This window comes from Streptomyces melanogenes (genome assembly GCF_014649795.1).
In the GTDB taxonomy this organism is placed as follows: Bacteria; Actinomycetota; Actinomycetes; order Streptomycetales; family Streptomycetaceae; genus Streptomyces; species Streptomyces noboritoensis.
The window spans coordinates 112511-135227 of the sequence record NZ_BMTS01000005.1; the positions used below are offsets into that span (position 1 = coordinate 112511).

Here is a 22717-nt window from a genome sequence, read left to right on the forward strand (position 1 = left end):
CCACGGTCCGCAGACGAAAGGGGGCCGGGGCGAAGCCCCGGAAAGGGGCCCGACACCGACAGGGGGCTCAGTCCCCGTCGGGGTCGGCCCGATCCAGCGCGGGCCGAGGCTGCGCACCAGTCTCATGCAGCAGGAAATCCGCCGCAGCGGTGTCCGTCACCAAACTGGTGACAAGCCCCGACCGCAGCACCGCGTCGATCGCGGAAGCCTTCCGCTGCCCCCCGGCGATCGCCACGACCTCCGGAATCCGCCGCAGCCGGTCCGCCTCGACCGTGATGCACCGCTCCCCGAGGTCCCGGCCGACCCGTCGGCCCTCCGCGTCGAAGAGGTGCGCGGACATCTCCGCCGCGACGCCGAGCGAGGCGTAGTGCGCCCGCTCCTCGTCGGTCAGCATGTCGTGCACCGTGGAGATGCCCGGCTCCCACGAGCCGATGGAGACCGCCGCGACCGTCACCTTGTCGAAGTACTCGAAGGCCCGCGCGATCCCGGTCTGGTTGCGCAGCGCGGCCGCGGTGGCCGCGTCCGGCAGCAGCATCGGCGCGTAGATGGGGTGGGCGTCGCCGCCGGAGACCTGGGCGGCGCGCCGCACGGCCTCCACCGAGCCGCGCTCGGCCGTGCCCGCGTCGTACACCCCGGTGAGCTGCACGACCGTGCACGGCGGCAGCCGGTCGAGGGCCGCGGCCATGTGGATGGTGGACCGGCCCCAGGCCAGGCCCAGCACATCGCCCTCGCTGACCAGCTCGCCGAGCAGGTCCGCGGCGACCTCGCCGAGGTTCTCCGGGTCGGGCGACGACTCGTCCTCGCCGGCCTCCGGGGACTCGACGACGACGGCGTGCCGCAGCCCGTACCGGGCGCGCAGCGCGTCCGAGCGCTCCGCGTCCAGCTCGGCCGGGACGCGGATCTCGATCCGCACCAGGTCGCGCTCCAGGGCGGTCTCCAGGACCCGGGCCACCTTGAAGCGGCTGACGCCGAACTCCTCGGCGATCTGGATCTTGGACTTGCCCTCCAGATAGAAGCGGCGGGCCATGGCCGCCGCCTGCACCAGCTCCGCGGGTCCCATCCGCAGGGCTGACCGACCCGCCGACATTGCAGACACCGCGATCTCCTCACTGCTGTTCACACTCTGGACTCGCTGTTCATCCTGTCAGATCCAACGGTCCTTGATCAGCCCCGTAGGGCCGCGTTCACCGAGCCGTGGCTCAGTGGCCGCATGCCCATGGGGCGCTCGCCGTGCTGCGTTCCGCCATCGAGCGCAGGGTACGCACCGCGTCGGCGGGGTCCTTCGCTCCGTATACGGCCGACCCGGCCACGAAGACGTCCGCGCCCGCCTCCGCGCACCGCTCGATGGTCGTCGCGGAGACCCCGCCGTCCACCTGGAGCCACAGTTCGAGGCCGTGCTTGGAGATCAGCTCCCGAGTGCGGCGGATCTTCGGCAGCATCACGTCCAGGAACGGCTGGCCGCCGAAGCCCGGCTCCACCGTCATGATGAGCAGCATGTCCAGCTCGGGCAGCAGGTCCTCGTACGGCTCGATGGGCGTCGCGGGCTTGAGCGCCATCGACGCCCGCGCCCCCTTGGCCCGGATCTCCCGCGCGAGCCGCACCGGCGCGGCGGCGGCCTCCGCGTGGAAGGTGACCGAACCGGCCCCCGCCTCGACGTACTGCGGGGCCCATCGATCCGGGTCCTCGATCATCAGATGGCAGTCCAGCGGGGTCTCCGTCGCCCGGCGCAGGGATTCCACGATCGGCACGCCGAGCGTGAGGTTCGGCACGAAGTGGTTGTCCATGACGTCCACGTGCAGCCAGTCGGCGCCTTCGACGGCCTTGGCCTCTTCGGCGAGGCGTGCGAAGTCGGCGGAGAGAATGCTGGGGTTGATCTGAGCCATGCCCCAAGCCTGCCATGCCTCGCAGCACTTGCCTGCCACGGTACGGATACGAGGCCTCCGGGAGGCGAGACCTACGTCTCTCCTACGACTCGCCGGAGCGGGAGACTCCGTGTAATCCTGGTGTTTCAGGCCATTTCGGGAGCGGCATCCCGCGCCGACCGCGGGCCCCTGGGGGACGTGATGTCCGACGCGCGCAACCATCCCGACCACAGCGAAGTACGCCCCGCGGCGACCGGGCAGGGCCCCGGCCCCCGCGGAGTCGCGTGGCTGGTATGCGGCCGCCGCACCAAATGGCTGGTGCTGGTCCTCTGGCTGATCGTGGTCGCGGTCGCCTTCCCGCTGGCGCAGAAGCTCACCGACGCCCAGGACAACGACGCCACCTCGTGGCTGCCCGGCAGCGCCGAGTCCACCCAAGTCTTCAACTCCGCCAAGGCGTTCAGGCCCGAAGAGGTCCCGGCGGTCGTCGTCTACGCGCGCGACGGCGGCCTCACCGTCGCCGACAAGCAGAAGATCGGCGCCGACGCGACGGCGATGCGCGCGATGAGCGCGGACGGGATCCAGGGCGCCCGCGTCCAGGGCCCGCAGTTCGACGCGAGCGCCACCGCCGCGCAGATCCTCGTGCCGATCAAGATGGACAAGAACGGCTGGAACCACATCGCGGACGCGGTGGACCGGCTGCGCGACCGGTCGGGGACCAGCGACAACGGGCTCCAGGTGCACATCACCGGCCCGGGCGGCACCTCCGCCGACTTCGCCAAGGCCTTCTCCGGCATCGACTCCACCCTGCTCTTCTCAGCGCTCGCGGTGGTCGTGGTGATGCTGCTGATCACGTACCGCAGTCCCACCCTGATCCTGGTGCCGGTGATCTCCGTGGTGTGGGCGCTGTCCGCCGCGCAGGCGCTGATCTATCTGCTGGCCCGGCACGCGGGCCTGACCGTCAACGGCCAGAGCGCGGGCATCCTCACCGTGCTGGTCTTCGGCGCGGGCACCGACTACGCGCTGCTGCTGGTCTCCCGCTACCGCGAGGAGCTGCGCCGCCACGAGGACCGCCACGAGGCGATGGCGCGCGCCCTGCACCGGGCCGGGCCCGCGGTCCTCGCCAGCGGCGCCACGGTCGTCCTCGGCATGCTGGTCCTGATGGTGGCCGAGATGAACTCCACCAAGGGCCTCGGCCCGGTCGCGGCCATCGGCGTCGCGGTCGCGCTGCTCGCCATGCTCACGCTGTTCCCGGCGCTCCTGGTGATCTTCGGCAGGTGGATCTTCTGGCCGGTCAAGCCGGTCTTCGGCTCCTTGGACCCGACCGCGCGCGGGGTGTGGGCCCACACCGGCCGCCGCATCGCCACCCGGCCCCGTACGGTCTGGGTGACGACCGCCGTGGTGCTCGCGGCGTGCTCGCTCGGCCTGCTCCAGCTGAAGGCGAACGGCTTGAGCAACGCGGACTCGTTCACCGGCAGGCCGGACTCGATCGTGGGCGCCGAGGTCCAGGCGAAGCACTTCCCCGCGGGCAGCGGCGACCCCCTGGTGATCATCACGGCGGCCGACAAAGCCGCGGACGTACGCCGGGTCGTCGCGGCCACCGACGGCGTGGTCCCCGCGTCGATCGGGGTGCCACCGGGCACCGCGGCCGAGCACGACGGCGAGGTCCTGCTCGAAGCCACCATGACCGCGCGCCCGGACAGCGACGCGGCGCACGCGACCGTCGAGCGGGTGCGGGACGCGGTCCACGCGGTGCCCGGCGCGCACGCCCGGGTGGGCGGCGGCACGGCTGCCGTACTGGACATGGAGAAGGCCACCACGCACGACAACAAGCTGGTCATCCCGCTGGTGCTGCTGGTGGTGCTGTGCGTCCTGGCGATCCTGCTGCGGGCGCTGGTCGCGCCGCTGCTGCTGATCGCGACAGTGGTGCTGTCGTTCGCGGCGGCGCTCGGCATCAGCGCGCTCGCCTTCCGCCACCTCTTCGACTACGCGGGCGAGTCCACCGACTTCCCGCTGTTCGTCTTCGTCTTCCTGGTGGCCCTGGGCATCGACTACAACATCTTCCTGTCCACCCGCATCCGCGAGGAGGCGGCCCACCAGGGCACCCGCCGGGGCGTGGTGACGGCCCTGGCCGCCACCGGCGCCGTGATCACCTCGGCGGGCCTGGTCCTGGCGGGCACCTTCGCGGTGCTGGGCACCCTGCCGATGGTGGCCTTCGCCGAGATCGGCTTCGCGGTGGCGCTGGGCGTCCTGCTCGACACCTTCATCGTCCGCTCGATCCTGGTGACGTCGCTGTTCCTGGACGTGGGGCGGCGTGTGTGGTGGCCGCACCGGCTGTCCCGGGACCCGGAGGAGGGCCCGGCGGCGGTACCGGCGGAGGCCGGACACGGACGCGGAAGCTCACCCAACTAGCAGAAAAGGGCCCGGAGTTACCGACTCCGGGCCCCTCTCTCACGCCGTGCGCCGCAGCAGCGCCAGATACATCGCGTCCGTCCCGTGCAGATGCGGCCACAGCTGTACGTCGGGGCCCTCGCCCAGGCCGGCCACGCCCGGCATCAGCGGCCGTACGTCGATCCACTCGGCCTCGACGGGCGCCCCGCCCCGGCCCTTGAGCACGTCCTCCACCACGATCCGCGTCTCGGCGAGGTGCGGCGAGCAGGTCGCGTAGCCGACCACGCCGCCCACCCGGACCGCCGAGAGCGCCTCGCGCAGCAGCCCGCGCTGGAGCGGCGCGAAGCCCTCCAGGTCCTCGGGGCGGCGGCGCCACCGGGCCTCGGGGCGGCGGCGCAGCGCGCCGAGCCCGGAGCACGGCACGTCCATCAGGACCCGGTCGAAGGAGCCCTCCCGCCACGGCGGCCGGGTGCCGTCGGCCGCGATCACCTGGTACGGGCCGGGGTTGCCGGCGAGCGCGCGCTCCACCAGCCGGGCCCGGTGGGGCTGCTTCTCGGAGGCGAGCAGGGCGGCTCCGCGCTCGGCGGCGAGGGCCGCGAGCAGCGCCGCCTTGCCGCCGGGGCCCGCGCAGCCGTCCAGCCAGCGCTCGTCCCGGCCCTCGATCGGCGCGTTCGCGAGTGCGACGGCGACCAGCTGGCTGCCCTCGTCCTGCACACCGGCCCGGCCGTCCTTCACGGCCTCCAGCGCGCCCGGCTCGCCGCCCTCGGCCATCCGTACGGCATAGGGCGACCAGCGGCCGGGCAGCGCGCCCTCCTCGCCGAGCGCGTCCGTCAGTTCGTCGGTGGTGGACCGGCCGGGGCGGGCGACCAGGGTCACCTCGGGCCGCTCGTTGTCGGCCTCCAGGAGGTCCTCGATGCCCGCGCGGCCGCCGCCCAGCGCGTCCCAGAGCGCCGAGACGACCCATCGCGGATGCGAATGCACGATGGCGAGATGGTCCTCGGCATCCTCGTCGTACGGGGGCGCGACCTTCTCCAGCCAGCCGTCCAGGTCCTCCGCCGCGATCTTGCGCAGGACGGCGTTGACGAACCTGGCGCGGCCGTCGCCGAGCACCACGCGGGCGAGCTCGACGCTGGCGGAGACCGCCGCGTGGCTCGGGATGCGGGTGCCGAGCAGCTGGTGCGCGCCGAGCGCGAGCACGTCGAGGACCGGCGGGTCCACCTCGCGCAGCGGGCGGTCGATGCAGGCCGCGATGATCGCGTCGTAGGTGCCCTGGCGGCGCAGCGTGCCGTAGACGAGCTCGGTGGCGAGCGCCGCGTCGCGGCCGTCGAAGTTGCCGCCCTCGCGGGCCTTGCGCAGCAGCGGCGGCAGGACGAGGTTGGCGTACGCGTCCCGCTCGTCGACTGCGCGCAGCGCCTCGAAGGCGAGGATGCGGACGGGGTCCTTCTTGGGGCGGCGGTACGGCTTGCCGCCGCCCTTGCCGTCGCTGTTCCGGGGACGGCTACGCGGCTGATCGTTCACGTGAAAGGTGCTCCGCTGGTCAGATGGTGCGAACCCGACCAGCGTACGACTCTTCACCGCGCGCCCCCACCCGGGTCGGCGCGCCTCGTCGCCCGAGGCGCGCCGGGGCTGCGCTCCGGCTCAGCCGACGTGCTCGTCCGGCGCGATCCGCACGCCCCGCGCCCAGTCCGCGCCCTTCATCGGCTTCTTGCCCTGCGGCTGGACCCAGAGCAGCTCGACGGCGTGCGAGCCGGTGCCGACGTACACGTTGTTCTTCCCGGCGGACAGCTCGCCCGGCGCCAGGTCGGTGCGGTCCGGGACCGGCACCGCCTGGACCAGCTTGAGCCGCTCGCCGCGGAAGACGGTCCAGGCACCCGGAGCCGGGGTGCAGCCGCGCACCACGCGGTCGACCCGCATTGCCGGGGCGGACCAGTCGATCTGCGCGTCCTCGACGGTGATCTTCGGGGCGAGGGTGATCCCGTCGGCGGGCTGCGGAACGGCCTTGAGGGAGCCGTCCTCGATGCCGTCCATGGTCGCGGCGAGCAGCCCGGAACCGGCGAACGCGAGCCGGGTCAGCAGGTCGCCGCTGGTGTCGGTGGGGCGGACGACCTCGGTCACCGTCCCGTACAGGGGACCCGAGTCGAGCCCGCGCTCGATCTGGAACGTCGAGGCGCCGGTGATCTCGTCGCCCGCCATCAGCGCGTGCTGCACGGGGGCGGCGCCGCGCCAGGCGGGGAGCAGCGAGAAGTGCAGGTTGACCCAGCCGTGGACCGGGATGTCCAGCGCGACCTGCGGGAGCAGCGCCCCGTAGGCGACGACCGGGCAGCAGTCGGGGGCGATCTCGCGCAGCCGCGCCAGGAAGTCCTCGTCACCCGGCTTCACGGGCTTCAGCACCTCGATGCCGGCCTCCTCGGCGCGCTGGGCGACGGGGCTGGCCACCAGCCGACGGCCGCGTCCGGCGGGCGCGTCGGGCCGGGTCACCACGGCGGCGACCTCGTGGCGGCCGGAGGCGATCAGGGCGTCCAGGGCGGGAACGGCGACCTCGGGGGTGCCTGCGAAGACGAGCTTCACTGGGGGATACCTCGCTTTGTAGAGAGCGACGCCCAGTCTATTGGGTGTCCCGGCCCGCCGGTTGGGTGTCCCGGCCGTGCCGCCGGGGCTCCCGTCGGGGGTTTCGCACACGGCAGGAGGGCAGGGGCGTACGCGGCCCCGCGCGCCCTGTGCATATGCCCATACGCCCCCGCAGCGTGACCACAAGAGCAGGTGGCGCGTTGGTCAAGAGAGATTGACCGAAACGGGCCGCGCGTGCGGCCCGATCCCTTTTCAACAACGCCGGTTCGAGAGGCTTGTTCATGGCCGACCACGCAACCCACGACGCCCAGGCACGGGCCAGTCTGCACCTGTTGGTGCGGGACATCGAGCGGGTCCGCCGGCAGGTGGACGCGCTGCGCACCCTGACCGCGCAGCTCGGCAACGTCTACCGTCCGCGCCGCTCCGGCCCGTCCACGGGCTTCGTCGTCTACGGCAGGGCGCCCGCCCCCACCGTCCGGCTCGCCCAGGAGCTGCGGGACAGCGTGGAGACGCTGGTGACCGCGGCGGTGGACTTCGACCGCTCCCTGGGCTTCTCGTGGGACGCGGTGGGGTCGGCGCTGGGGGTCACCAAGCAGGCGGTGCACCGGCGTTACGGGGCGCGGCGGGCCGCCGCCCAGACCGCCGAGGCGGAGCGCCCGGCCGAGGCGACCGTGACGCGCACCCTGCCGGTCCCCGCCGGGATCCCCGCGGTGCCGGCCGCGCGCTCGATGCCGCCCCAGCCGACGGCCACCACGCAGTCGCTGCGCGAGGAGGCCCGTACGACGGCGTTCCCGGGCCCGCGCAACGGCTGACCGCACGCCCCTTTCCGTGCCCTCGTCACACCTGACCGTGCGCCGGGGGCACCTGTCTGCGCGTGCGCGCCTTTTGGAGGGCGTACGGGGTGGGGCAGGCCAGGTGCGACGGCACAGGCCTCCGGGAGCCGGGCCACCACGCACGGCAGCCCGCCCAGCCTCCCCTCAGCCGATGTCCGGCGGATCCACCCTGATCCGCACCGGATCGCCGCCCCCGCGCGCCAGCCGTCCCGCCTGCGCGGTCTTCAGTGCGGCGGCCAGGGCCGAACCGCTGCCCGGGGGCACCCGGAGCAGGGCCCGCTCCCAGGTCTCCCCCACCGGCGGGGCGCCGGGACGCCGGGCCCGGCCCGGCTCGCTCGGCCGCATCAGGACCGGGCCGAGCACCTGTGCGTCGGACGGCAGCTGAGCGCTCGTCAGGAACGCCTCGACCGCCTCGGGGCGGCCCAGGACCTCGGCCATCCGGGAGACCGGCGGGAACCCCAGCTCGGCCCGCTCGGCCAGCTCGCGCAGGGCGTGGCCGACCGGGTCCCAGCGGACCAGGGCCTGGACCGGCCGCAGGGTCGGCTCGGCGACCACCACCACCGTGCCGCCCTCGTCCTGGCCGCGCACCAGCGAGGCCGCGCCGATCCAGCGCCGCAGGGCCTCCTCCCCGGCGCGCAGGTCGGGCCGCCCGAGCATCGCCCAGCCGTCCAGCAGCAGCGCCGCCGCGTAACCGCCCTCGGCGACCGGCTCGGCGCCGGGCGTGGAGACGACCAGCGCGGGCCGCCCGGGCACGCTGTCCAGCACGTGGTCGCGCCCGGACGTCCGGACCGGCACCGCGGGGAACGCCCGGCCGAGCTCCTCGGCGGTCCGGCGCGCCCCCACGACCGCCGCCCTCAGCCGCACGCCGCCGCACTCCGCGCAGCGCCACTGCGGCTCGCCGCGCCCGCACCACCCGCACTTCAGGTCCCGCTCGTCCGGCGCCTCCAGGGGCCCGGAGCAGTGCCGACAGCGCGCGGGCGTGCGGCACCGCTCGCAGGACAGCCGGGGTACGTATCCCCGCCGGGGCACCTGGACCAGGACCGGGCCGCTCTTCAGCCCTTCCCGGACCGCCTGCCAGGCGAGGCTGGGCAGCCGGGCGGCGCGCGCCGCCTCGTCCCGGGCCAGTTCGCCGTCGCCGACGGTGCGCACCAGCGGCGCCGCCGCCCGGACGGTGGCCCGGTCGGCCACCAGCGGCGCCGCCCAGCCGCTCTCGACGAGCTGGGCGGCCTCGACCGTACAGCTCGTACTGCCCAGCAGGAACGCGCACTTGTCGTGGGTGGCGCGCAGTTCGAGGACCTCGCGGACGTGCGGGAAGGGCGCGTGGTCGTCGCTGTGGCTGGAGTCGCCGTCCTCCCAGACGACGACGAGGCCGAGCTTCTCGACCGGGGCGAACATCGCGGCCCGGGTGCCGACCACGGCCCGCACCGAGCCCCGCCGCACCGCGAGCCACTGCCGGTAGCGCTTCTCCGGGCCGGACTCGGCGGTGAGCAGCGCGTGCCGCCCCTCGCCGAGCAGCGCGGTGAGCGCGGCGTCGACCCGCCCGGCGCTGCGCCCGTCGGGCACCACGACCAGCGCGCCGCGCCCGCCCGCGAGCGTGGCGGCGACGGCCCGGGCGATCTCGTCGGCCCAGGTCGCCCCGGGCAGCGCGGTCCACACCGCGCGCGGCGCCCCGCCCGCGGCCAGCGCGCGCAGGAACGCGCCCCCGTTCCCGTACCGCACCCACGTCCCCGCGTCCGGCACCGGCGGCGGCCCCGGCGGCTCGGGCGACGGCTTCGACTCGGCCCGCGCGTTCCTGGGCGGCACCGCGAGCTGCAGCACGTCCGCCAGACTGCCCGCGTACCGGTCGGCGACCGCGCGGGCCAGGGCCAGCATCTCGGGGCTGAGCACCCGCTCCGGCGAGACGACGCCGGCGAGGGCGGCGAGCGGACCCGAGTAGTCGGACTCGGCGAGGCGCTCGACCACGAACCCGTCGATCAGACCGCCGCCCTCCCGGCGCCCGCCCTGCACATTGCGCGCCCCGGCCCCGAACCGCACCCGCACCCGCACCCCCGGCTGCGCGTCCGCGTCCAGCTCCTCCGGCACCGCGTAGTCGAAGTACCGGTCGAGGTGGACGCCGCCCTTGTCGACCACGACCCGCGCCACCGGCAGCCCCTTGGCCAGGGCGGCCCCGCGCCAGGTCCGCGGCTTGGCCTTGGGCACCTTGGCCTTGCGCACGGTCTCCCGAATGAGCGCGAGCTGCTCCGCCCCGCCCCCTTCGGCGCCCCCACCCGGCTTCTCGTTCTCGCTGCTCACAGCCAAATTCCTACCAGACGGCACTGACAGCGGCCCGGGCCCGGACGCACGACGGCCCCGGACCGCAGGGGTCCGGGGCCGTCGGGAAGCCGGGTCGGGTTTACAGACCCGCGGCCTTGCGCAGCGCGTCCACGCGGTCCGTGCGCTCCCAGGTGAAGTCGGGGAGCTCGCGGCCGAAGTGGCCGTACGCCGCGGTCTGGGCGTAGATCGGGCGGAGCAGGTCGAGGTCGCGGATGATCGCGGCCGGGCGGAGGTCGAAGACCTCGGCGATGGCGTGCTCGATCTTGTCCGTGTCGATCGTGGCGGTGCCGAAGGTCTCCACGAAGAGGCCGACCGGCTCGGCCTTGCCGATCGCGTACGCGACCTGGACCTCGCAGCGGGCCGCGAGGCCGGCGGCGACGACGTTCTTGGCGACCCAGCGCATCGCGTACGCCGCGGAGCGGTCGACCTTGGACGGGTCCTTGCCCGAGAAGGCGCCGCCGCCGTGGCGGGCCATGCCGCCGTACGTGTCGATGATGATCTTGCGGCCGGTCAGACCGGCGTCGCCCATCGGGCCGCCGATCTCGAAGCGGCCGGTCGGGTTGACCAGCAGGCGGTAGCCGTCGGTGTCGAGCTTGATGCCGTCCTCGACGAGCTGCTTGAGCACGTGCTCGACGACGAACTCGCGGATGTCGGGCGCGAGGAGGGAGTCCAGGTCGATGTCGGACGCGTGCTGCGAGGAGACGACGACCGTGTCGAGGCGGACGGCCTTGTCGCCGTCGTACTCGATGGTGACCTGGGTCTTGCCGTCGGGGCGCAGGTAGGGGATGGTCCCGTTCTTGCGCACCTCGGACAGCCGGCGCGACAGGCGGTGCGCCAGGTGGATCGGGAGCGGCATCAGCTCGGGCGTCTCGTCGCACGCGTAGCCGAACATCAGGCCCTGGTCGCCGGCGCCCTGCTTGTCGAGCTCGTCCTCGTCGCCCTCGACCCGCTTCTCGTACGCTGTGTCGACGCCCTGCGCGATGTCGGGGGACTGCGCGCCGATGGAGACCGAGACGCCGCAGGACGCGCCGTCGAAGCCCTTCTTCGACGAGTCGTACCCGATCTCCAGGATCTTGTCCCGGACGAGCTGGGCGATCGGCGCGTACGCCTTGGTCGTGACCTCGCCCGCGACGTGGACCAGACCCGTGGTGATCAGGGTCTCCACGGCGACGCGGGACGTCGGGTCCTCGCGCAGGAGCGCGTCGAGGATCGTGTCGCTGATCTGGTCAGCGATCTTGTCGGGGTGACCCTCGGTCACGGACTCCGAGGTGAACAGACGACGGGACACAATGCTCCCTGGGGTTGCAGCGGCTGCTGGCTGATCATGGGTGGGACGGGCCGGAGGCTGCGCCCGGCGTCGTTCCACCACCAGTTTATCGGTCGGCACCCGCCATCGGGCCACTTGTCTCGCACATTGAAAGCTCTGTGACCTGCGACACCGCATTCCGCGGTGTGAAGATCGGCCTTCGCCGGGGGCTGTGGCACCGGAATTTGGCGGGTTTGGAGCAGCCTCGGGGATGAACGTGAATTTACGCGAAACGCGGAACGACGAGATCCCACACCACGTCGGCGAGCGCTTCCTTGGGCCCGTACGGAACCGGGGTCTCGGTCCCGTCGGCGGCCAGCACGACCGCCTCGTTCTCCTCCGAGCCGAAGGTCTTGCGCTCCCCCACCTCGTTGACGACCAGCAGGTCACAGCCCTTTCGCCGCAGTTTCTGGCGGCCGTTGGCGAGCACGTCGTCGGTCTCGGCGGCGAAGCCGACGACCACCTGGCCCGGGCGCGGCCGGTCGGCGGAGAGCTCGGCGAGGATGTCGGGATTGCGGACCAGCGCGAGCGGCGCGGGCTCCTGTCCGTCCTTCTTCTTGATCTTTCCGGCGGCGTACGACTCCGGCCGGAAATCGGCCACGGCGGCCGCCATGACCACCGCGTCCGCGTCCGAGGCGGCCTTCAGGACGGCCTCCCGCAGTTGAACGGCGGTGCCCACCCGGACGACGTCCACCCCGGCCGGATCGGCGAGACCGGTGTTGGCCTCGATCAGCGTGACCCGGGCGCCCCGGGCCACGGCGGTGCGGGCCAGGGCGTACCCCTGCTTCCCGGAGGAACGGTTCCCCAGGTAGCGGACCGGGTCCAGCGGCTCGCGCGTGCCGCCCGCGCTGACCACCACGTGGCGGCCCTCCAGGTCCCGCTCGGCGCTGCCCCGGGCCAGCACCCTGCGGCACACCTCGAAGATCTCGGCGGGCTCGGGCAGCCGCCCCTTGCCGGTGTCGACGCCGGTGAGGCGGCCCACCGCGGGCTCGATGACGACCGCGCCCCGGCGGCGCAGCGTCGCCACGTTCTCCTGGGTGGCGGGGTGCTCCCACATCTCGGTGTGCATCGCCGGGGCGAAGACCACCGGACATCGCGCGGTGAGCAGGGTGTTGGTGAGCAGGTCGTCGGCGAGGCCGTGGGCCGCCTTGGCCAGCATGTCGGCGGTGGCGGGGGCGACCACCACGAGGTCGGCCTCCTGGCCGATCCGCACGTGCGGCACCTCGTGGACGTCGTTCCAGACCTCGGTGGAGACCGGGTGCCCACAGAGCGCGGACCAGGTGGCCGCGCCCACGAAGTGCAGCGCCGACGCGGTCGGCACCACGCGCGTGTCGTGCCCGGACTCGGTCAGCCGGCGCAGCAGCTCGCACGCCTTGTAGGCGGCGATCCCGCCGCTGACCCCCAGAACGACCTTCGGCTTGTCCACCGCGTCTCCCCGCATTCGGATACGTACTCCCCTATGACACACCACAGGCCCGGCAGTCGCGCTGCCGGGCCTGTGGTCAGATGAAACGGAGGCCTTACTGGGCCGGGCCCTCGATGGCCTCGGAGGTCAGCAGACCCGCGTTGATCTCGCGAAGCGCGATGGAGAGCGGCTTCTCGTGGACGTGGGTGTCCACCAGCGGGCCGACGTACTCCAGCAGGCCCTCACCGAGCTGCGAGTAGTACGCGTTGATCTGGCGCGCGCGCTTGGCGGCGTAGATCACGAGGCTGTACTTCGAGTCGGTTGCTTCGAGCAGCTCATCAATCGGCGGGTTGATGATGCCCTCGGGCGTGGTGATGGAAGAGGACACGTCTGCCTTCCGAAGGGGGATAAAGATCAAGCAACTTTCATCAAGGCTAGCAGCTCGCGTGCTACGTCCTCGACGGAGGTGTTGACCAGGGTCGTATCGAACTCCGCCTCGGCGGCCAGTTCGATCTTCGCGGCGGCCAGCCGGCGCTCGATGACCTCGGGCGCCTCGGTCCCGCGGCCGGTGAGCCGGCGGACCAGCTCGTCCCAGCTCGGCGGGGCCAGGAAGACGAGCTGGGCCTCGGGCATCGACTCGCGCACCAGCCGGGCGCCCTGGAGGTCGATCTCCAGGAGGACCGGCTCGCCGGCCTCCAGTCGGTCCAGGACGGCGCGGCGCGGCGTGCCGTAGCGGTTGCCCGCGAACTCGGCCCATTCGAGCAGCTCGCCGTTGGCGACGAGCTTGTCGAACTCCTCGTCGTCCACGAAGAAGTAGTGAACGCCGTGGCGTTCGCCGGGGCGCGGCTTGCGGGTCGTCGCCGACACCGAGAGCCAGACCTCGGGGTGAACCTTGCGCATATGAGCGACGACCGTGCTCTTGCCGACCCCGGAGGGGCCGGAGAGCACGGTCAGCCGCGGACGTGCGTCCGGGGGTACGGGGGATGACCCCCGGGGTGAAGCTGCCATGTAGCGATTATTCCAGCTTCCCGGGGGTGCCCGGGACGTCAGGCCCCGGAGCCGCCGAACTCGCGCTCAAGGGATGCGATCTGGTTGGAGCCGAGACCCCGCACTCGGCGGCTCTCGGAGATCCCCAGCCGCTCCATGATCTGCTTGGCCCGGACCTTGCCCACGCCGGGCAGGGACTCAAGGAGGGCGGAGACCTTCATCTTGCCGATGACGTCGTTCTCCTGGCCCTGCTTGATGACCTCGTGGAGGGAGGCGCCGGAGTGCTTGAGTCGATTCTTGACCTCGGCCCGCTCCCGGCGAGCCGCGGCGGCCTTTTCGAGCGCGGCTGCGCGCTGTTCAGGGGTAAGGGGCGGAAGAGCCACGCCTACGTCACCTCGGATGTCGAACTGTCGGATACGGACCGGTGAGGAACCTAGTCGCCCCACACCAGGCGAGCAACGAGCGACGCACAATGCCCGTTCGCTCGTCTCTGCTCTCGTCGGAGACTAGCGGCCTAGACCGCTCCAGTCAGCGAGAACAGACGAAAAGTCCTGGTCAGCCTCTGCCGACCAGGACATTCGCGACATAACACCCCGGTTTTGGGTAAGGATTGCGTCAACCTTTGGCGCGCGGACTCCGGCGAGGAGCCCGCGGACCCCTAGGCCGAGGCCACCGCCGTACGGATCTCGTCCGCGAAACGGGCGGCCGAATCCCGCAGTCCGGCGAGGTCGGGACCGTGACGCAGAACACCTCGGCTGACGTTCGGGACCACGTTGCGGACGGCCGCGCCGAACACCGCGGGCAGGTCCGCGGCCGTCGCGCCCTGGGCGCCGATGCCCGGAGCGAGCAGCGGCCCGTTGATGTCGAGGTCGAAGGCCGACAGATCGCCGAGCGTCGCCCCCACCACGGCGCCGAAGGAGCCCATCGGGGTCGCGTCGGCGTTCTCCTGCGCCAGGTGCGCCAGCATGGTCGCGCCGATCGTGCGGCCGTCCTCGCGCACCGCGCGCTGCACCTCCGCGCCCTCCGGGTTGGAGGTCAGGGCGAGCACGAAGAGCCCGGCGCCGCTCTCGCGGGCCAGCTCCACGGCGGGCCTGAGGGAGCCGTAGCCGAGGTAGGGCGAGACGGTGAGCGCGTCGGAGAACAGCGGCGCGTCCTTGTGCAGGAAGGTCTCGGCGTACGCGGCCATGGTGGAGCCGATGTCGCCGCGCTTGGCGTCCATCAGGACCAGCGTGCCGGCCGCGCGGGCGTCCGCGACGGTCCGCTCCAGGACCGCGATGCCGCGCGAGCCGAAGCGCTCGAAGAACGCCGCCTGCGGCTTGAAGACGGCCACGCGCTCGGCCAGGGCCTCCACGACCGTGCGGGAGAACCGCTCCACGCCCGCCACGTCGTCGCCCAGGCCCCAGTCGGCGAGCAGCGAGGCGTGCGGGTCGATGCCGACGCAGAGCGGACCGCGCTCGTCCATGGCGTGGCGCAGCCGCGCGCCGAATGTCAGGGGCCGGCCGAAGGCCGTCGATGAGGGGTGGCGGTCGGGCGACGGGTGGGCGGTCACTACTTCACGGCCTTTCGGGTCTCGGCGCCGACGGCCTCGGCGAGGGTGGCGTACGGGGAGGCGGCGAGCCGGGCCGCGAGGCCCTTGTGGATCGCCCGGCCCCAGAAGGGGCCCTGGTAGATGAAGGCGCTGTAGCCCTGGACCAGGGTGGCCCCGGCCAGGATCCGCTGCCAGGCGTCCTCGGCCGTCTCGATGCCGCCGACGCCCACCAGGGTGATGGAGTCGCCCACGCGCGCGTAGAGGCGGCTCAGGACCTCCAGGGAGCGCTCCTTGAGCGGGGCGCCGGACAGGCCGCCGGTCTCCTTCACCAGCGCGGGGTCCGACTTCAGGCCGAGGCCCTCGCGCGCGGTGGTGGTGTTGGTGGCGATGATGCCGTCCAGGCCGAGCTCGACGGCGAGGTCGGCGACGGCGTCGACGTCCTCGTCCGCGAGGTCCGGGGCGATCTTGACGAGCAGCGGCACCCGCCGGTCGGTGACCGTGCGGTCGGCGGCCTCGCGCACCGCGGTGAGCAGCGGCCGCAGCGACTCGGTCGCCTGGAGGTTGCGCAGCCCCGGCGTGTTCGGCGAGGACACGTTCACCACGAGGTAGTCGGCGTGCGCGGCGAGCCGCTCGGTCGACTTCACGTAGTCGGCGGCGGCGTCCGCCTCGGCGACGACCTTCGTCTTGCCGATGTTGACGCCGACGGTCGTACGGAACACGGCCTTGCGGGCCGCGAGCCGCTCGGCGACGGCCGCCGAGCCCTCGTTGTTGAAGCCCATGCGGTTGATCAGCGCGCGGTCCTGGACCAGCCGGAACAGCCGCTTCTTGGGGTTGCCGGGCTGCGCCTCGCCGGTGACCGTGCCGATCTCGATGTGGTCGAAGCCGAGCATCGACATGCCGTCGATGGCCACGGCGTTCTTGTCGAAGCCCGCGGCGAGGCCGAACGGGCCGTGCATCCGCAGGCCGAACGCCTCGGTGCGCAGCTCCTTGTGGCGGGGGGCGAGCGCGGCCGCGACGAAGGTGCGCAGGACGGGGATCCGGGCGGCGAGGCGGATCCAGCGGAAGGCCAGGTAGTGGGCCTGCTCCGGGTCCATCCGCTTGAAGACCAGGTTGAAGAACAGCTTGTACATGTCGTCGTCCTCATGCGGAGGGGGACACCGGATTCCGGTGTCCCCCTCGGGCGGTTGCTAGTCGCGGGCCGCGGTCAGGTGTTCCGCGTGTTCCTGGAGCGAACGGACGCCCACGTCACCGTGGTTGAGGGCGTCGATGCCCTGGACGGCGGCCGCGAGGGCCTGGACCGTGGTCAGGCAGGGGACGCTGCGCGCCACCGCCGCGGTACGGATCTCGTAGCCGTCGAGGCGGCCGCCCGTTCCGTACGGCGTGTTGACGATGAGGTCGACCTGGCCGTCGTGGATGAGCTGGACGATGGTCTTCTCGCCGCCCGGGCCCTCGCCCTCGGACTGCTTGCGCACGACGGTGGCGTTGATGCCGTTGCGCTTGAGGACCTCGGCGGTGCCGGAGGTGGCGAGGAGTTCGAAGCCGTGGGCGACGAGCTCGCGCGCCGGGAAGATCATCGAGCGCTTGTCGCGGTTGGCGACCGAGATGAAGGCGCGGCCCTTGGTGGGCAGCGGGCCGTAGGCGCCGGCCTGCGACTTGGCGTAGGCGGTGCCGAAGACCGAGTCGATGCCCATGACCTCGCCGGTGGAGCGCATCTCCGGGCCCAGCACGGTGTCGACGCCGCGGCCGTGGATGTCGCGGAAGCGGCTCCAGGGCATCACGGCCTCCTTCACGGAGATCGGCGCGTCCAGCGGCAGCGTGCCGCCGTCGCCGTTCTTCGGCAGCAGGCCCTCGGCGCGCAGCTCGGCGACGGTGGCGCCCAGCGAGATGCGGGCGGCGGCCTTGGCGAGCGGCACCGCGGTCGCCTTCGAGGTGAAGGGGACCGTGCGGGAGGCGCGCGGGTTGGCTTCGAGGACGTAGAGGATGTCCCCGGCCATCGCGAACTGGATGTTGATCAGACCGCGCACGCCGACGCCCTTGGCGATGGCCTCGGTGGAGGCGCGCAGCCGCTTGATGTCGTAGCCGCCGAGGGTGATCGGGGGCAGCGCGCACGCCGAGTCGCCGGAGTGGATGCCGGCCTCCTCGATGTGCTCCATGACGCCGCCGAGGTAGAGCTCGGTGCCGTCGTAGAGCGCGTCCACGTCGATCTCGATGGCGTCGTCCAGGAAGCGGTCGACCAGGACCGGGCGGGTCGGGGAGATCTCGGTGGACTCCGCGATGTAGGACTCCAGGCGGGTCTCGTCGTAGACGATCTCCATGCCGCGCCCGCCGAGCACGTACGAGGGGCGGACCAGGACCGGGTAGCCGATCTCGTCCGCGATCGCCTTCGCACCCGCGAAGGTGGTGGCGGTGCCGTGCTTGGGGGCGGGCAGCCCGGCCTCGGCGAGGACCTGGCCGAAGGCGCCGCGGTCCTCGGCGGCGTGGATGGCCTCCGGCGGGGTGCCGACGACCGGGACGCCGTTGTCCTTGAGCGCCTGGGACAGGCCCAGCGGGGTCTGGCCGCCGAGCTGGACCACCACGCCCGCCACCGGACCGGCCAGCGTCTCGGCGTGGACGATCTCCAGCACGTCCTCGAGCGTGAGCGGCTCGAAGTAGAGGCGGTCGGAGGTGTCGTAGTCGGTGGAGACGGTCTCCGGGTTGCAGTTGACCATCACCGTCTCGTAGCCCGCGTCGCTCAGCGCGAAGGAGGCGTGCACGCACGAGTAGTCGAACTCGATGCCCTGGCCGATGCGGTTGGGGCCCGAGCCCAGGATGATCACCGCGGGCTTCTCGCGCGGCGCGACCTCGGACTCCTCGTCGTAGGAGGAGTAGAAGTACGGGGTCTTCGCGGCGAACTCGGCGGCGCAGGTGTCGACCGTCTTGTAGACCGGGCGCACGCCCAGGGCGTGGCGCACCTCGCGCACCACGTCCTCGCGCAGGCCCCGGATCTCGGCGATCTGGGCGTCCGAGAAGCCGTGCCGCTTGGCCTCGGCCAGCAGCGCCGGCTCCAGCTTGTCGGCGGCCGCGAGCTCGTCCGCGATCTCCTTGATCAGGAAGAGCTGGTCCACGAACCACGGGTCGATCTTCGTCGCGTCGAAGACCTCCTCGGGGGTGGCGCCGGCCCGGATGGCCTGCATGACCGTGTTGATCCGGCCGTCGGTCGGGCGCACCGACTCGCGCAGCAGCTCCGCCTTGTCGCCCGGCTCACCGGTGAAGGCGAACTGCGAGCCCTTCTTCTCCAGCGAGCGCAGCGCCTTCTGCAACGCCTCGGTGAAGTTGCGGCCGATCGCCATGGCCTCGCCCACCGACTTCATGGTGGTCGTCAGCGTCGAGTCGGCCGAGGGGAACTTCTCGAAGGCGAACCGGGGAGCCTTGACCACCACGTAGTCGAGGGTCGGCTCGAAGGACGCCGGCGTCTTCTCGGTGATGTCGTTGGGGATCTCGTCCAGCGTGTAGCCGACGGCCAGCTTCGCCGCGATCTTCGCGATCGGGAAGCCGGTGGCCTTCGACGCCAGCGCGGAGGAGCGCGAGACCCGCGGGTTCATCTCGATGACGATGATCCGGCCGTCGTCCGGGTTCACCGCGAACTGGATGTTGCAGCCGCCGGTGTCCACACCGACCTCGCGGATGATCGCGATGCCGATGTCGCGCAGCCGCTGGTACTCCCGGTCGGTCAGCGTCATCGCCGGGGCCACGGTGATCGAGTCACCGGTGTGCACGCCCATCGGGTCGAAGTTCTCGATGGAGCAGACGACCACGACGTTGTCGTTCTTGTCGCGCATCAGCTCCAGCTCGTACTCCTTCCAGCCCAGGATGGACTCCTCCAGGAGCACCTCGGTGGTCGGCGAGAGCGTGAGGCCCTGTCCGGCGATGCGGCGCAGCTCCTCCTCGTCGTGCGCGAAGCCGGAACCGGCGCCGCCCATGGTGAAGGAGGGGCGCACCACGACCGGGTAGCCGCCGAGCGTGTCGACGCCCGCGATCACGTCGTCCATCGAGTGACAGATCACCGAGCGGGCCGACTCGCCGTAGCCGATCTTCGCCTTGACGGCCTCGACGACACCCTTGAACAGGTCGCGGTCCTCGCCCTTGTTGATCGCCTCGACGTTGGCGCCGATCAGCTCGACGCCGTACTTCTCCAGGACGCCCTGCTCGTGCATGGAGATCGCGGTGTTCAGCGCGGTCTGGCCGCCCAGCGTCGGCAGCAGCGCGTCCGGCCGCTCCTTGGCGATGATCTTCTCGACGAACTCCGGGGTGATCGGCTCGACGTAGGTGGCGTCGGCGATCTCCGGGTCGGTCATGATCGTGGCCGGGTTGGAGTTGACCAGGATGACCCGCAGGCCCTCGGCGCGCAGGATGCGGCAGGCCTGGGTGCCGGAGTAGTCGAACTCGGCGGCCTGGCCGATGACGATCGGGCCGGAGCCGATGACCAGGACGGACTGGATATCGGTGCGCTTAGGCACGCTGGCCCTCCATGAGCTCTACGAAGCGGTCGAACAGGTAGGCGGCGTCGTGCGGGCCCGCTGCCGCCTCGGGGTGGTACTGGACGCTGAAGGCCGGCTGGTCGAGCAGCTGGAGGCCCTCCACCACGTTGTCGTTGAGGCAGACGTGGGAGACCTCGGCGCGGCCGAAGGGGGTGTCGGAGACCTTGTCGAGCGGGGCGTCGACGGCGAATCCGTGGTTGTGCGCGGTGACCTCGACCTTGCCGGTCGTGCGGTCCTGCACGGGCTGGTTGATGCCGCGGTGGCCGTACTTCAGCTTGTACGTGCCGAAGCCGAGCGCGCGGCCCAGGATCTGGTTGCCGAAGCAGATGCCGAACAGCGGGGTCTTGCGCTCCAGGACGGCCTTCATCACGGAGACCGGGCCGTCGGCGGTGGACGGGTCGCCCGGGCCGTTGGAGAAGAACACGCCGTCCGGGTTGACCGCGTAGACGTCCTCGGCCGTGGCGGTCGCGGGCAGTACGTGCACCTCGATGCCGCGCTCGGCCATCCGGTGCGGGGTCATGCCCTTGATGCCGAGGTCGACGGCGGCCACGGTGAACTTCGCGGAACCCACCGGGACGGCTTCGCCGTCGGGGCCGATCGCGGGGACGACGTACGTCTCCTTGGTGGCGACCTCGGCGGAGAGGTCGGCGCCCGACATCTCGGGGGCCTGGCGGACCTCGGCGAGCATGGTGCCCGCGTCGGGCAGCGCGTTGCCGGAGAAGATGCCGACGCGCATCGCGCCCCGCTCGCGCAGATGGCGGGTGAGCGCGCGGGTGTCGATCCCGGAGATGCCGACGACGCCCTGCTTGCGCAGCTCCTCGTCCAGCGAGCGCCGCGAGCGCCAGTTGGAGGGCACGCGCGCGGGGTCGCGCACGACGTAGCCGGCGACCCAGATCCGCTGCGACTCGGGGTCCTCGTCGTTGACGCCGGTGTTGCCGACGTGCGGCGCGGTCATCACGACGACCTGGCGGTGGTACGACGGGTCGGTGAGGGTCTCCTGGTAGCCGGTCATGCCGGTGGAGAACACGGCCTCGCCGAAGGTCACCCCCACGGCCCCGTAGGCGCGGCCGTGGAACGTACGGCCGTCCTCCAGGACGAGTACTGCGGGAGCCTTGGCTCCTCTGGTGGAGGTCGTCATCGTGCGGCGCCTTCCGTCGTGGTGGTGGGGTGGTTCATGGAGTTGATGGCCTCGATCCAGGCGGCGTGCTCGGACGCCCGGTCGGAGCGGAAGCCGGAGTCGATCAGCTTGTCGCCGTGGGCCCAGGTGACGACCAGCAGGCCGCCCTCCGGGAGGACCTTTCCGGCGATCGCCTTCTCGGTCCGGGCCTCGCGCAGCGCGGCGGCCGGGATGAAGAAGTCGTTCGCCCCGGGGCGTACGACGTTCACTCCCTCGGCCGTCAGGGTGAGCTCGGCCTTGCTGCGGACGCCCAGACCGTGCGCGACGATCCGGTCGAGCCACTGCCCGGCCGTGGTGGAGCCGTGGTAGCGGCCGCTCATGCTCAGTGTCGCCGGGCCGGTCGCCTTGGGCACGGCGGGCAGCTCCGGCAGGTCCGACTGGAGGGTGCCGCGCCACTTCCAGCCCTGGCGCATCAGCCAGTACACGAAGCCGATGAAGATCAGCACGCCGACGACCCAGGCGATCCGGGCCCCCCAGTGCGTCACCTCGGCCGACTTCTGCTCGGCGGCCAGCGTCTGTACGCCGAGATTGAAGAGTGCAGGTGTCATGCCAGCTTCCCGTCCACGACCGTCGCCCTGCCCCGCAGGAAGGTGTGGGTGACGCGACCCGGCAGCTCACGGCCCTCGTACGGGGTGTTGCGGCTGCGGGAGGCGAAGCCCGCGGGGTTCACGGGACCACGGTATGCCGGATCCACCAGGGTCAGGTTGGCGGGCTCGCCTGCCGAGACGGGGCGGCCGTGGTCCTCGGCGCCGCCGATCCTGGCGGGCTTGACGGACATCCGGTCGGCGACGTCGGCCCAGTTCATCAGGCCGGAGTCGACCATCGTGTGCTGGACGACGGAGAGCGCGGTCTCCAGGCCCACCATGCCCATGGCGGCCGCGGCCCACTCGCAGTCCTTGTCCTCGTGCGGGTGCGGGGCGTGGTCGGTGGCGACGATGTCGATCGTGCCGTCCGCGAGCGCCTCGCGCAGCGCCAGCACGTCGGCCTCGGTGCGCAGCGGCGGGTTCACCTTGTAGACCGGGTTGTACGAGCGGACCAGCTCGTCGGTGAGGAGCAGGTGGTGCGGGGTGACCTCGGCGGTGACGTCGATGCCGCGCGACTTGGCCCAGCGGACGATCTCGACCGAGCCGGCCGTGGAGAGGTGGCAGATGTGCACCCGGGAGCCGACGTGCTCGGCGAGCAGCACGTCGCGCGCGATGATCGACTCCTCCGCGACGGCCGGCCAGCCGCCGAGGCCGAGCTCGGCCGAGACGACGCCCTCGTTCATCTGGGCGCCCTCGGTCAGACGAGGCTCCTGGGCGTGCTGGGCGACGACGCCGCCGAAGGCCTTCACGTACTCCAGGGCGCGGCGCATGATCACCGCGTCGTCGACGCACTTGCCGTCGTCGGAGAAGACGGTGACGCCCGCGGCCGAGTCGTGCATCGCGCCGAGCTCGGCGAGCTGCTTGCCCTCCAGGCCGACGGTGACGGCGCCGATGGGCTGCACGTCGCAGTAGCCGTGCTCGCGGCCCAGGCGCCAGACCTGCTCGACGACGCCCGCGGTGTCGGCGACCGGGAAGGTGTTGGCCATGGCGAACACCGAGGTGTAGCCGCCGCGCGCGGCGGCCCGGGTGCCGGTCAGGACGGTCTCGGAGTCCTCGCGGCCCGGCTCGCGCAGATGGGTGTGCAGGTCGACCAGGCCGGGGAGCAGGATCTGCCCGTCGGCCTCGATCACCTGGGCGCCCTCGGCGGAGAGCCCGGTGCCGACGGCCGCGACCGTCTCGCCGTCGATCAGGACGTCCTGGACCTCGCCGCCCAGCACCTTCGCACCACGGATGAGGATCTTACTCATGA

Annotated in this window: 18 protein-coding genes; 2 read left to right on the forward strand and 16 right to left on the reverse strand. The window is 72.4% G+C overall.

What is annotated here, in order from left to right; genetic code table 11:
- Nucleotides 1-67: 67 nt before the first annotated feature.
- A complete protein-coding gene (locus tag IE252_RS12870) occupies nucleotides 68-1120 on the reverse strand; it encodes a sugar-binding transcriptional regulator (protein WP_101387357.1) in 1053 nt (350 codons plus the stop codon).
- A 79-nt stretch (nucleotides 1121-1199) separates the two neighbouring features.
- Nucleotides 1200-1883 carry a ribulose-phosphate 3-epimerase gene (gene rpe / locus IE252_RS12875; protein ID WP_101387358.1) on the reverse strand — a complete coding sequence of 228 codons (684 nt, stop codon included), beginning with the start codon at nucleotides 1881-1883 and terminating at the stop codon, nucleotides 1200-1202.
- Between the two features lie 180 nt (nucleotides 1884-2063).
- On the opposite strand from rpe, the gene IE252_RS12880 reads away from it, so the two are divergent.
- The gene (locus IE252_RS12880) at nucleotides 2064-4271 is read left to right on the forward strand and encodes an MMPL family transporter (RefSeq protein ID WP_190089518.1); all 2208 of its coding nucleotides are present in this window, start codon (nucleotides 2064-2066) and stop codon (nucleotides 4269-4271) included.
- 39 nt (nucleotides 4272-4310) lie between these two features.
- Here the strand turns inward: IE252_RS12880 and IE252_RS12885 are convergent, their stop codons facing one another.
- Together IE252_RS12885 and fmt are read right to left on the reverse strand one after the other, a co-directional pair.
- Nucleotides 4311-5768 carry an RsmB/NOP family class I SAM-dependent RNA methyltransferase gene (locus IE252_RS12885; RefSeq protein WP_190089519.1) on the reverse strand — a complete coding sequence of 486 codons (1458 nt, stop codon included), beginning with the start codon at nucleotides 5766-5768 and terminating at the stop codon, nucleotides 4311-4313.
- A gap of 120 nt (nucleotides 5769-5888) precedes the next feature.
- Nucleotides 5889-6818 (reverse strand): methionyl-tRNA formyltransferase, encoded by a 930-nt coding sequence (gene fmt, locus IE252_RS12890; RefSeq protein ID WP_190089520.1) that lies wholly within the window; start codon nucleotides 6816-6818, stop codon nucleotides 5889-5891.
- A gap of 281 nt (nucleotides 6819-7099) precedes the next feature.
- Here fmt and IE252_RS12895 point away from each other — a divergent pair, with 281 nt between their 5' ends.
- The gene (locus IE252_RS12895; protein WP_101387362.1) at nucleotides 7100-7630 is read left to right on the forward strand and encodes a hypothetical protein; all 531 of its coding nucleotides are present in this window, start codon (nucleotides 7100-7102) and stop codon (nucleotides 7628-7630) included.
- 165 nt (nucleotides 7631-7795) lie between these two features.
- Here IE252_RS12895 and IE252_RS12900 read toward each other — a convergent pair whose 3' ends face one another.
- From IE252_RS12900 to IE252_RS12955, 12 genes are all read right to left on the reverse strand, one after another.
- On the reverse strand, nucleotides 7796-9943 hold the full coding sequence (locus IE252_RS12900; protein ID WP_190089521.1) for a primosomal protein N': 2148 nt from the start codon (nucleotides 9941-9943) through the stop codon (nucleotides 7796-7798).
- A gap of 100 nt (nucleotides 9944-10043) precedes the next feature.
- Complete coding sequence (gene metK, locus IE252_RS12905) at nucleotides 10044-11252, reverse strand: methionine adenosyltransferase (protein WP_101387364.1); 1209 nt, start codon at nucleotides 11250-11252, stop codon at nucleotides 10044-10046.
- A 241-nt stretch (nucleotides 11253-11493) separates the two neighbouring features.
- Nucleotides 11494-12711, reverse strand: a complete 1218-nt coding sequence (coaBC, locus tag IE252_RS12910) for a bifunctional phosphopantothenoylcysteine decarboxylase/phosphopantothenate--cysteine ligase CoaBC (RefSeq protein ID WP_190089522.1) — start codon at nucleotides 12709-12711, stop codon at nucleotides 11494-11496.
- Nucleotides 12712-12790: 79 nt separating this feature from the next.
- Nucleotides 12791-13063, reverse strand: coding sequence for a DNA-directed RNA polymerase subunit omega (gene rpoZ, locus IE252_RS12915; protein WP_003970369.1), 273 nt, complete (start codon nucleotides 13061-13063; stop codon nucleotides 12791-12793).
- 26 nt (nucleotides 13064-13089) lie between these two features.
- The gene (gene gmk / locus IE252_RS12920; RefSeq protein WP_190089523.1) at nucleotides 13090-13683 is read right to left on the reverse strand and encodes a guanylate kinase; all 594 of its coding nucleotides are present in this window, start codon (nucleotides 13681-13683) and stop codon (nucleotides 13090-13092) included.
- A gap of 38 nt (nucleotides 13684-13721) precedes the next feature.
- The gene (locus tag IE252_RS12925; protein ID WP_016638838.1) at nucleotides 13722-14045 is read right to left on the reverse strand and encodes an integration host factor; all 324 of its coding nucleotides are present in this window, start codon (nucleotides 14043-14045) and stop codon (nucleotides 13722-13724) included.
- Between the two features lie 275 nt (nucleotides 14046-14320).
- Nucleotides 14321-15154, reverse strand: a complete 834-nt coding sequence (pyrF, locus tag IE252_RS12930; protein WP_190089809.1) for an orotidine-5'-phosphate decarboxylase — start codon at nucleotides 15152-15154, stop codon at nucleotides 14321-14323.
- Nucleotides 15155-15210: 56 nt separating this feature from the next.
- On the reverse strand, nucleotides 15211-16320 hold the full coding sequence (locus IE252_RS12935) for a quinone-dependent dihydroorotate dehydrogenase (protein WP_190089524.1): 1110 nt from the start codon (nucleotides 16318-16320) through the stop codon (nucleotides 15211-15213).
- 57 nt (nucleotides 16321-16377) lie between these two features.
- Entirely contained in the window at nucleotides 16378-19686 is a 3309-nt protein-coding gene (gene carB / locus IE252_RS12940) for a carbamoyl-phosphate synthase large subunit (protein WP_190089525.1), read from the reverse strand.
- The gene (gene carA, locus IE252_RS12945; RefSeq protein WP_190089526.1) at nucleotides 19679-20845 is read right to left on the reverse strand and encodes a glutamine-hydrolyzing carbamoyl-phosphate synthase small subunit; all 1167 of its coding nucleotides are present in this window, start codon (nucleotides 20843-20845) and stop codon (nucleotides 19679-19681) included. Before carA ends, carB begins: the two co-directional genes overlap by 8 nt.
- Entirely contained in the window at nucleotides 20842-21432 is a 591-nt protein-coding gene (locus IE252_RS12950) for a PH-like domain-containing protein (RefSeq protein WP_190089527.1), read from the reverse strand. The genes carA and IE252_RS12950 overlap by 4 nt, the downstream gene beginning before the upstream one ends.
- Nucleotides 21429-22715 (reverse strand): dihydroorotase, encoded by a 1287-nt coding sequence (locus IE252_RS12955; RefSeq protein WP_190089528.1) that lies wholly within the window; start codon nucleotides 22713-22715, stop codon nucleotides 21429-21431. The genes IE252_RS12950 and IE252_RS12955 overlap by 4 nt, the downstream gene beginning before the upstream one ends.
- Between the last annotated feature and the right edge of the window lie 2 nt (nucleotides 22716-22717).

Coding starts and splice junctions, on each gene's coding strand:
- IE252_RS12880 (WP_190089518.1), top strand. CDS start 2,064: ATGTCCGACGCGCGCAACCATCCCGACCACAGCGAAGTACGCCCCGCG.
- IE252_RS12935 (WP_190089524.1), bottom strand. CDS start 16,320: ATGTACAAGCTGTTCTTCAACCTGGTCTTCAAGCGGATGGACCCGGAG.
- IE252_RS12895 (WP_101387362.1), top strand. CDS start 7,100: ATGGCCGACCACGCAACCCACGACGCCCAGGCACGGGCCAGTCTGCAC.
- IE252_RS12955 (WP_190089528.1), bottom strand. CDS start 22,715: ATGAGTAAGATCCTCATCCGTGGTGCGAAGGTGCTGGGCGGCGAGGTC.
- gmk (WP_190089523.1), bottom strand. CDS start 13,683: ATGGCAGCTTCACCCCGGGGGTCATCCCCCGTACCCCCGGACGCACGT.
- coaBC (WP_190089522.1), bottom strand. CDS start 12,711: ATGCGGGGAGACGCGGTGGACAAGCCGAAGGTCGTTCTGGGGGTCAGC.
- rpe (WP_101387358.1), bottom strand. CDS start 1,883: ATGGCTCAGATCAACCCCAGCATTCTCTCCGCCGACTTCGCACGCCTC.
- IE252_RS12950 (WP_190089527.1), bottom strand. CDS start 21,432: ATGACACCTGCACTCTTCAATCTCGGCGTACAGACGCTGGCCGCCGAG.
- carA (WP_190089526.1), bottom strand. CDS start 20,845: ATGACGACCTCCACCAGAGGAGCCAAGGCTCCCGCAGTACTCGTCCTG.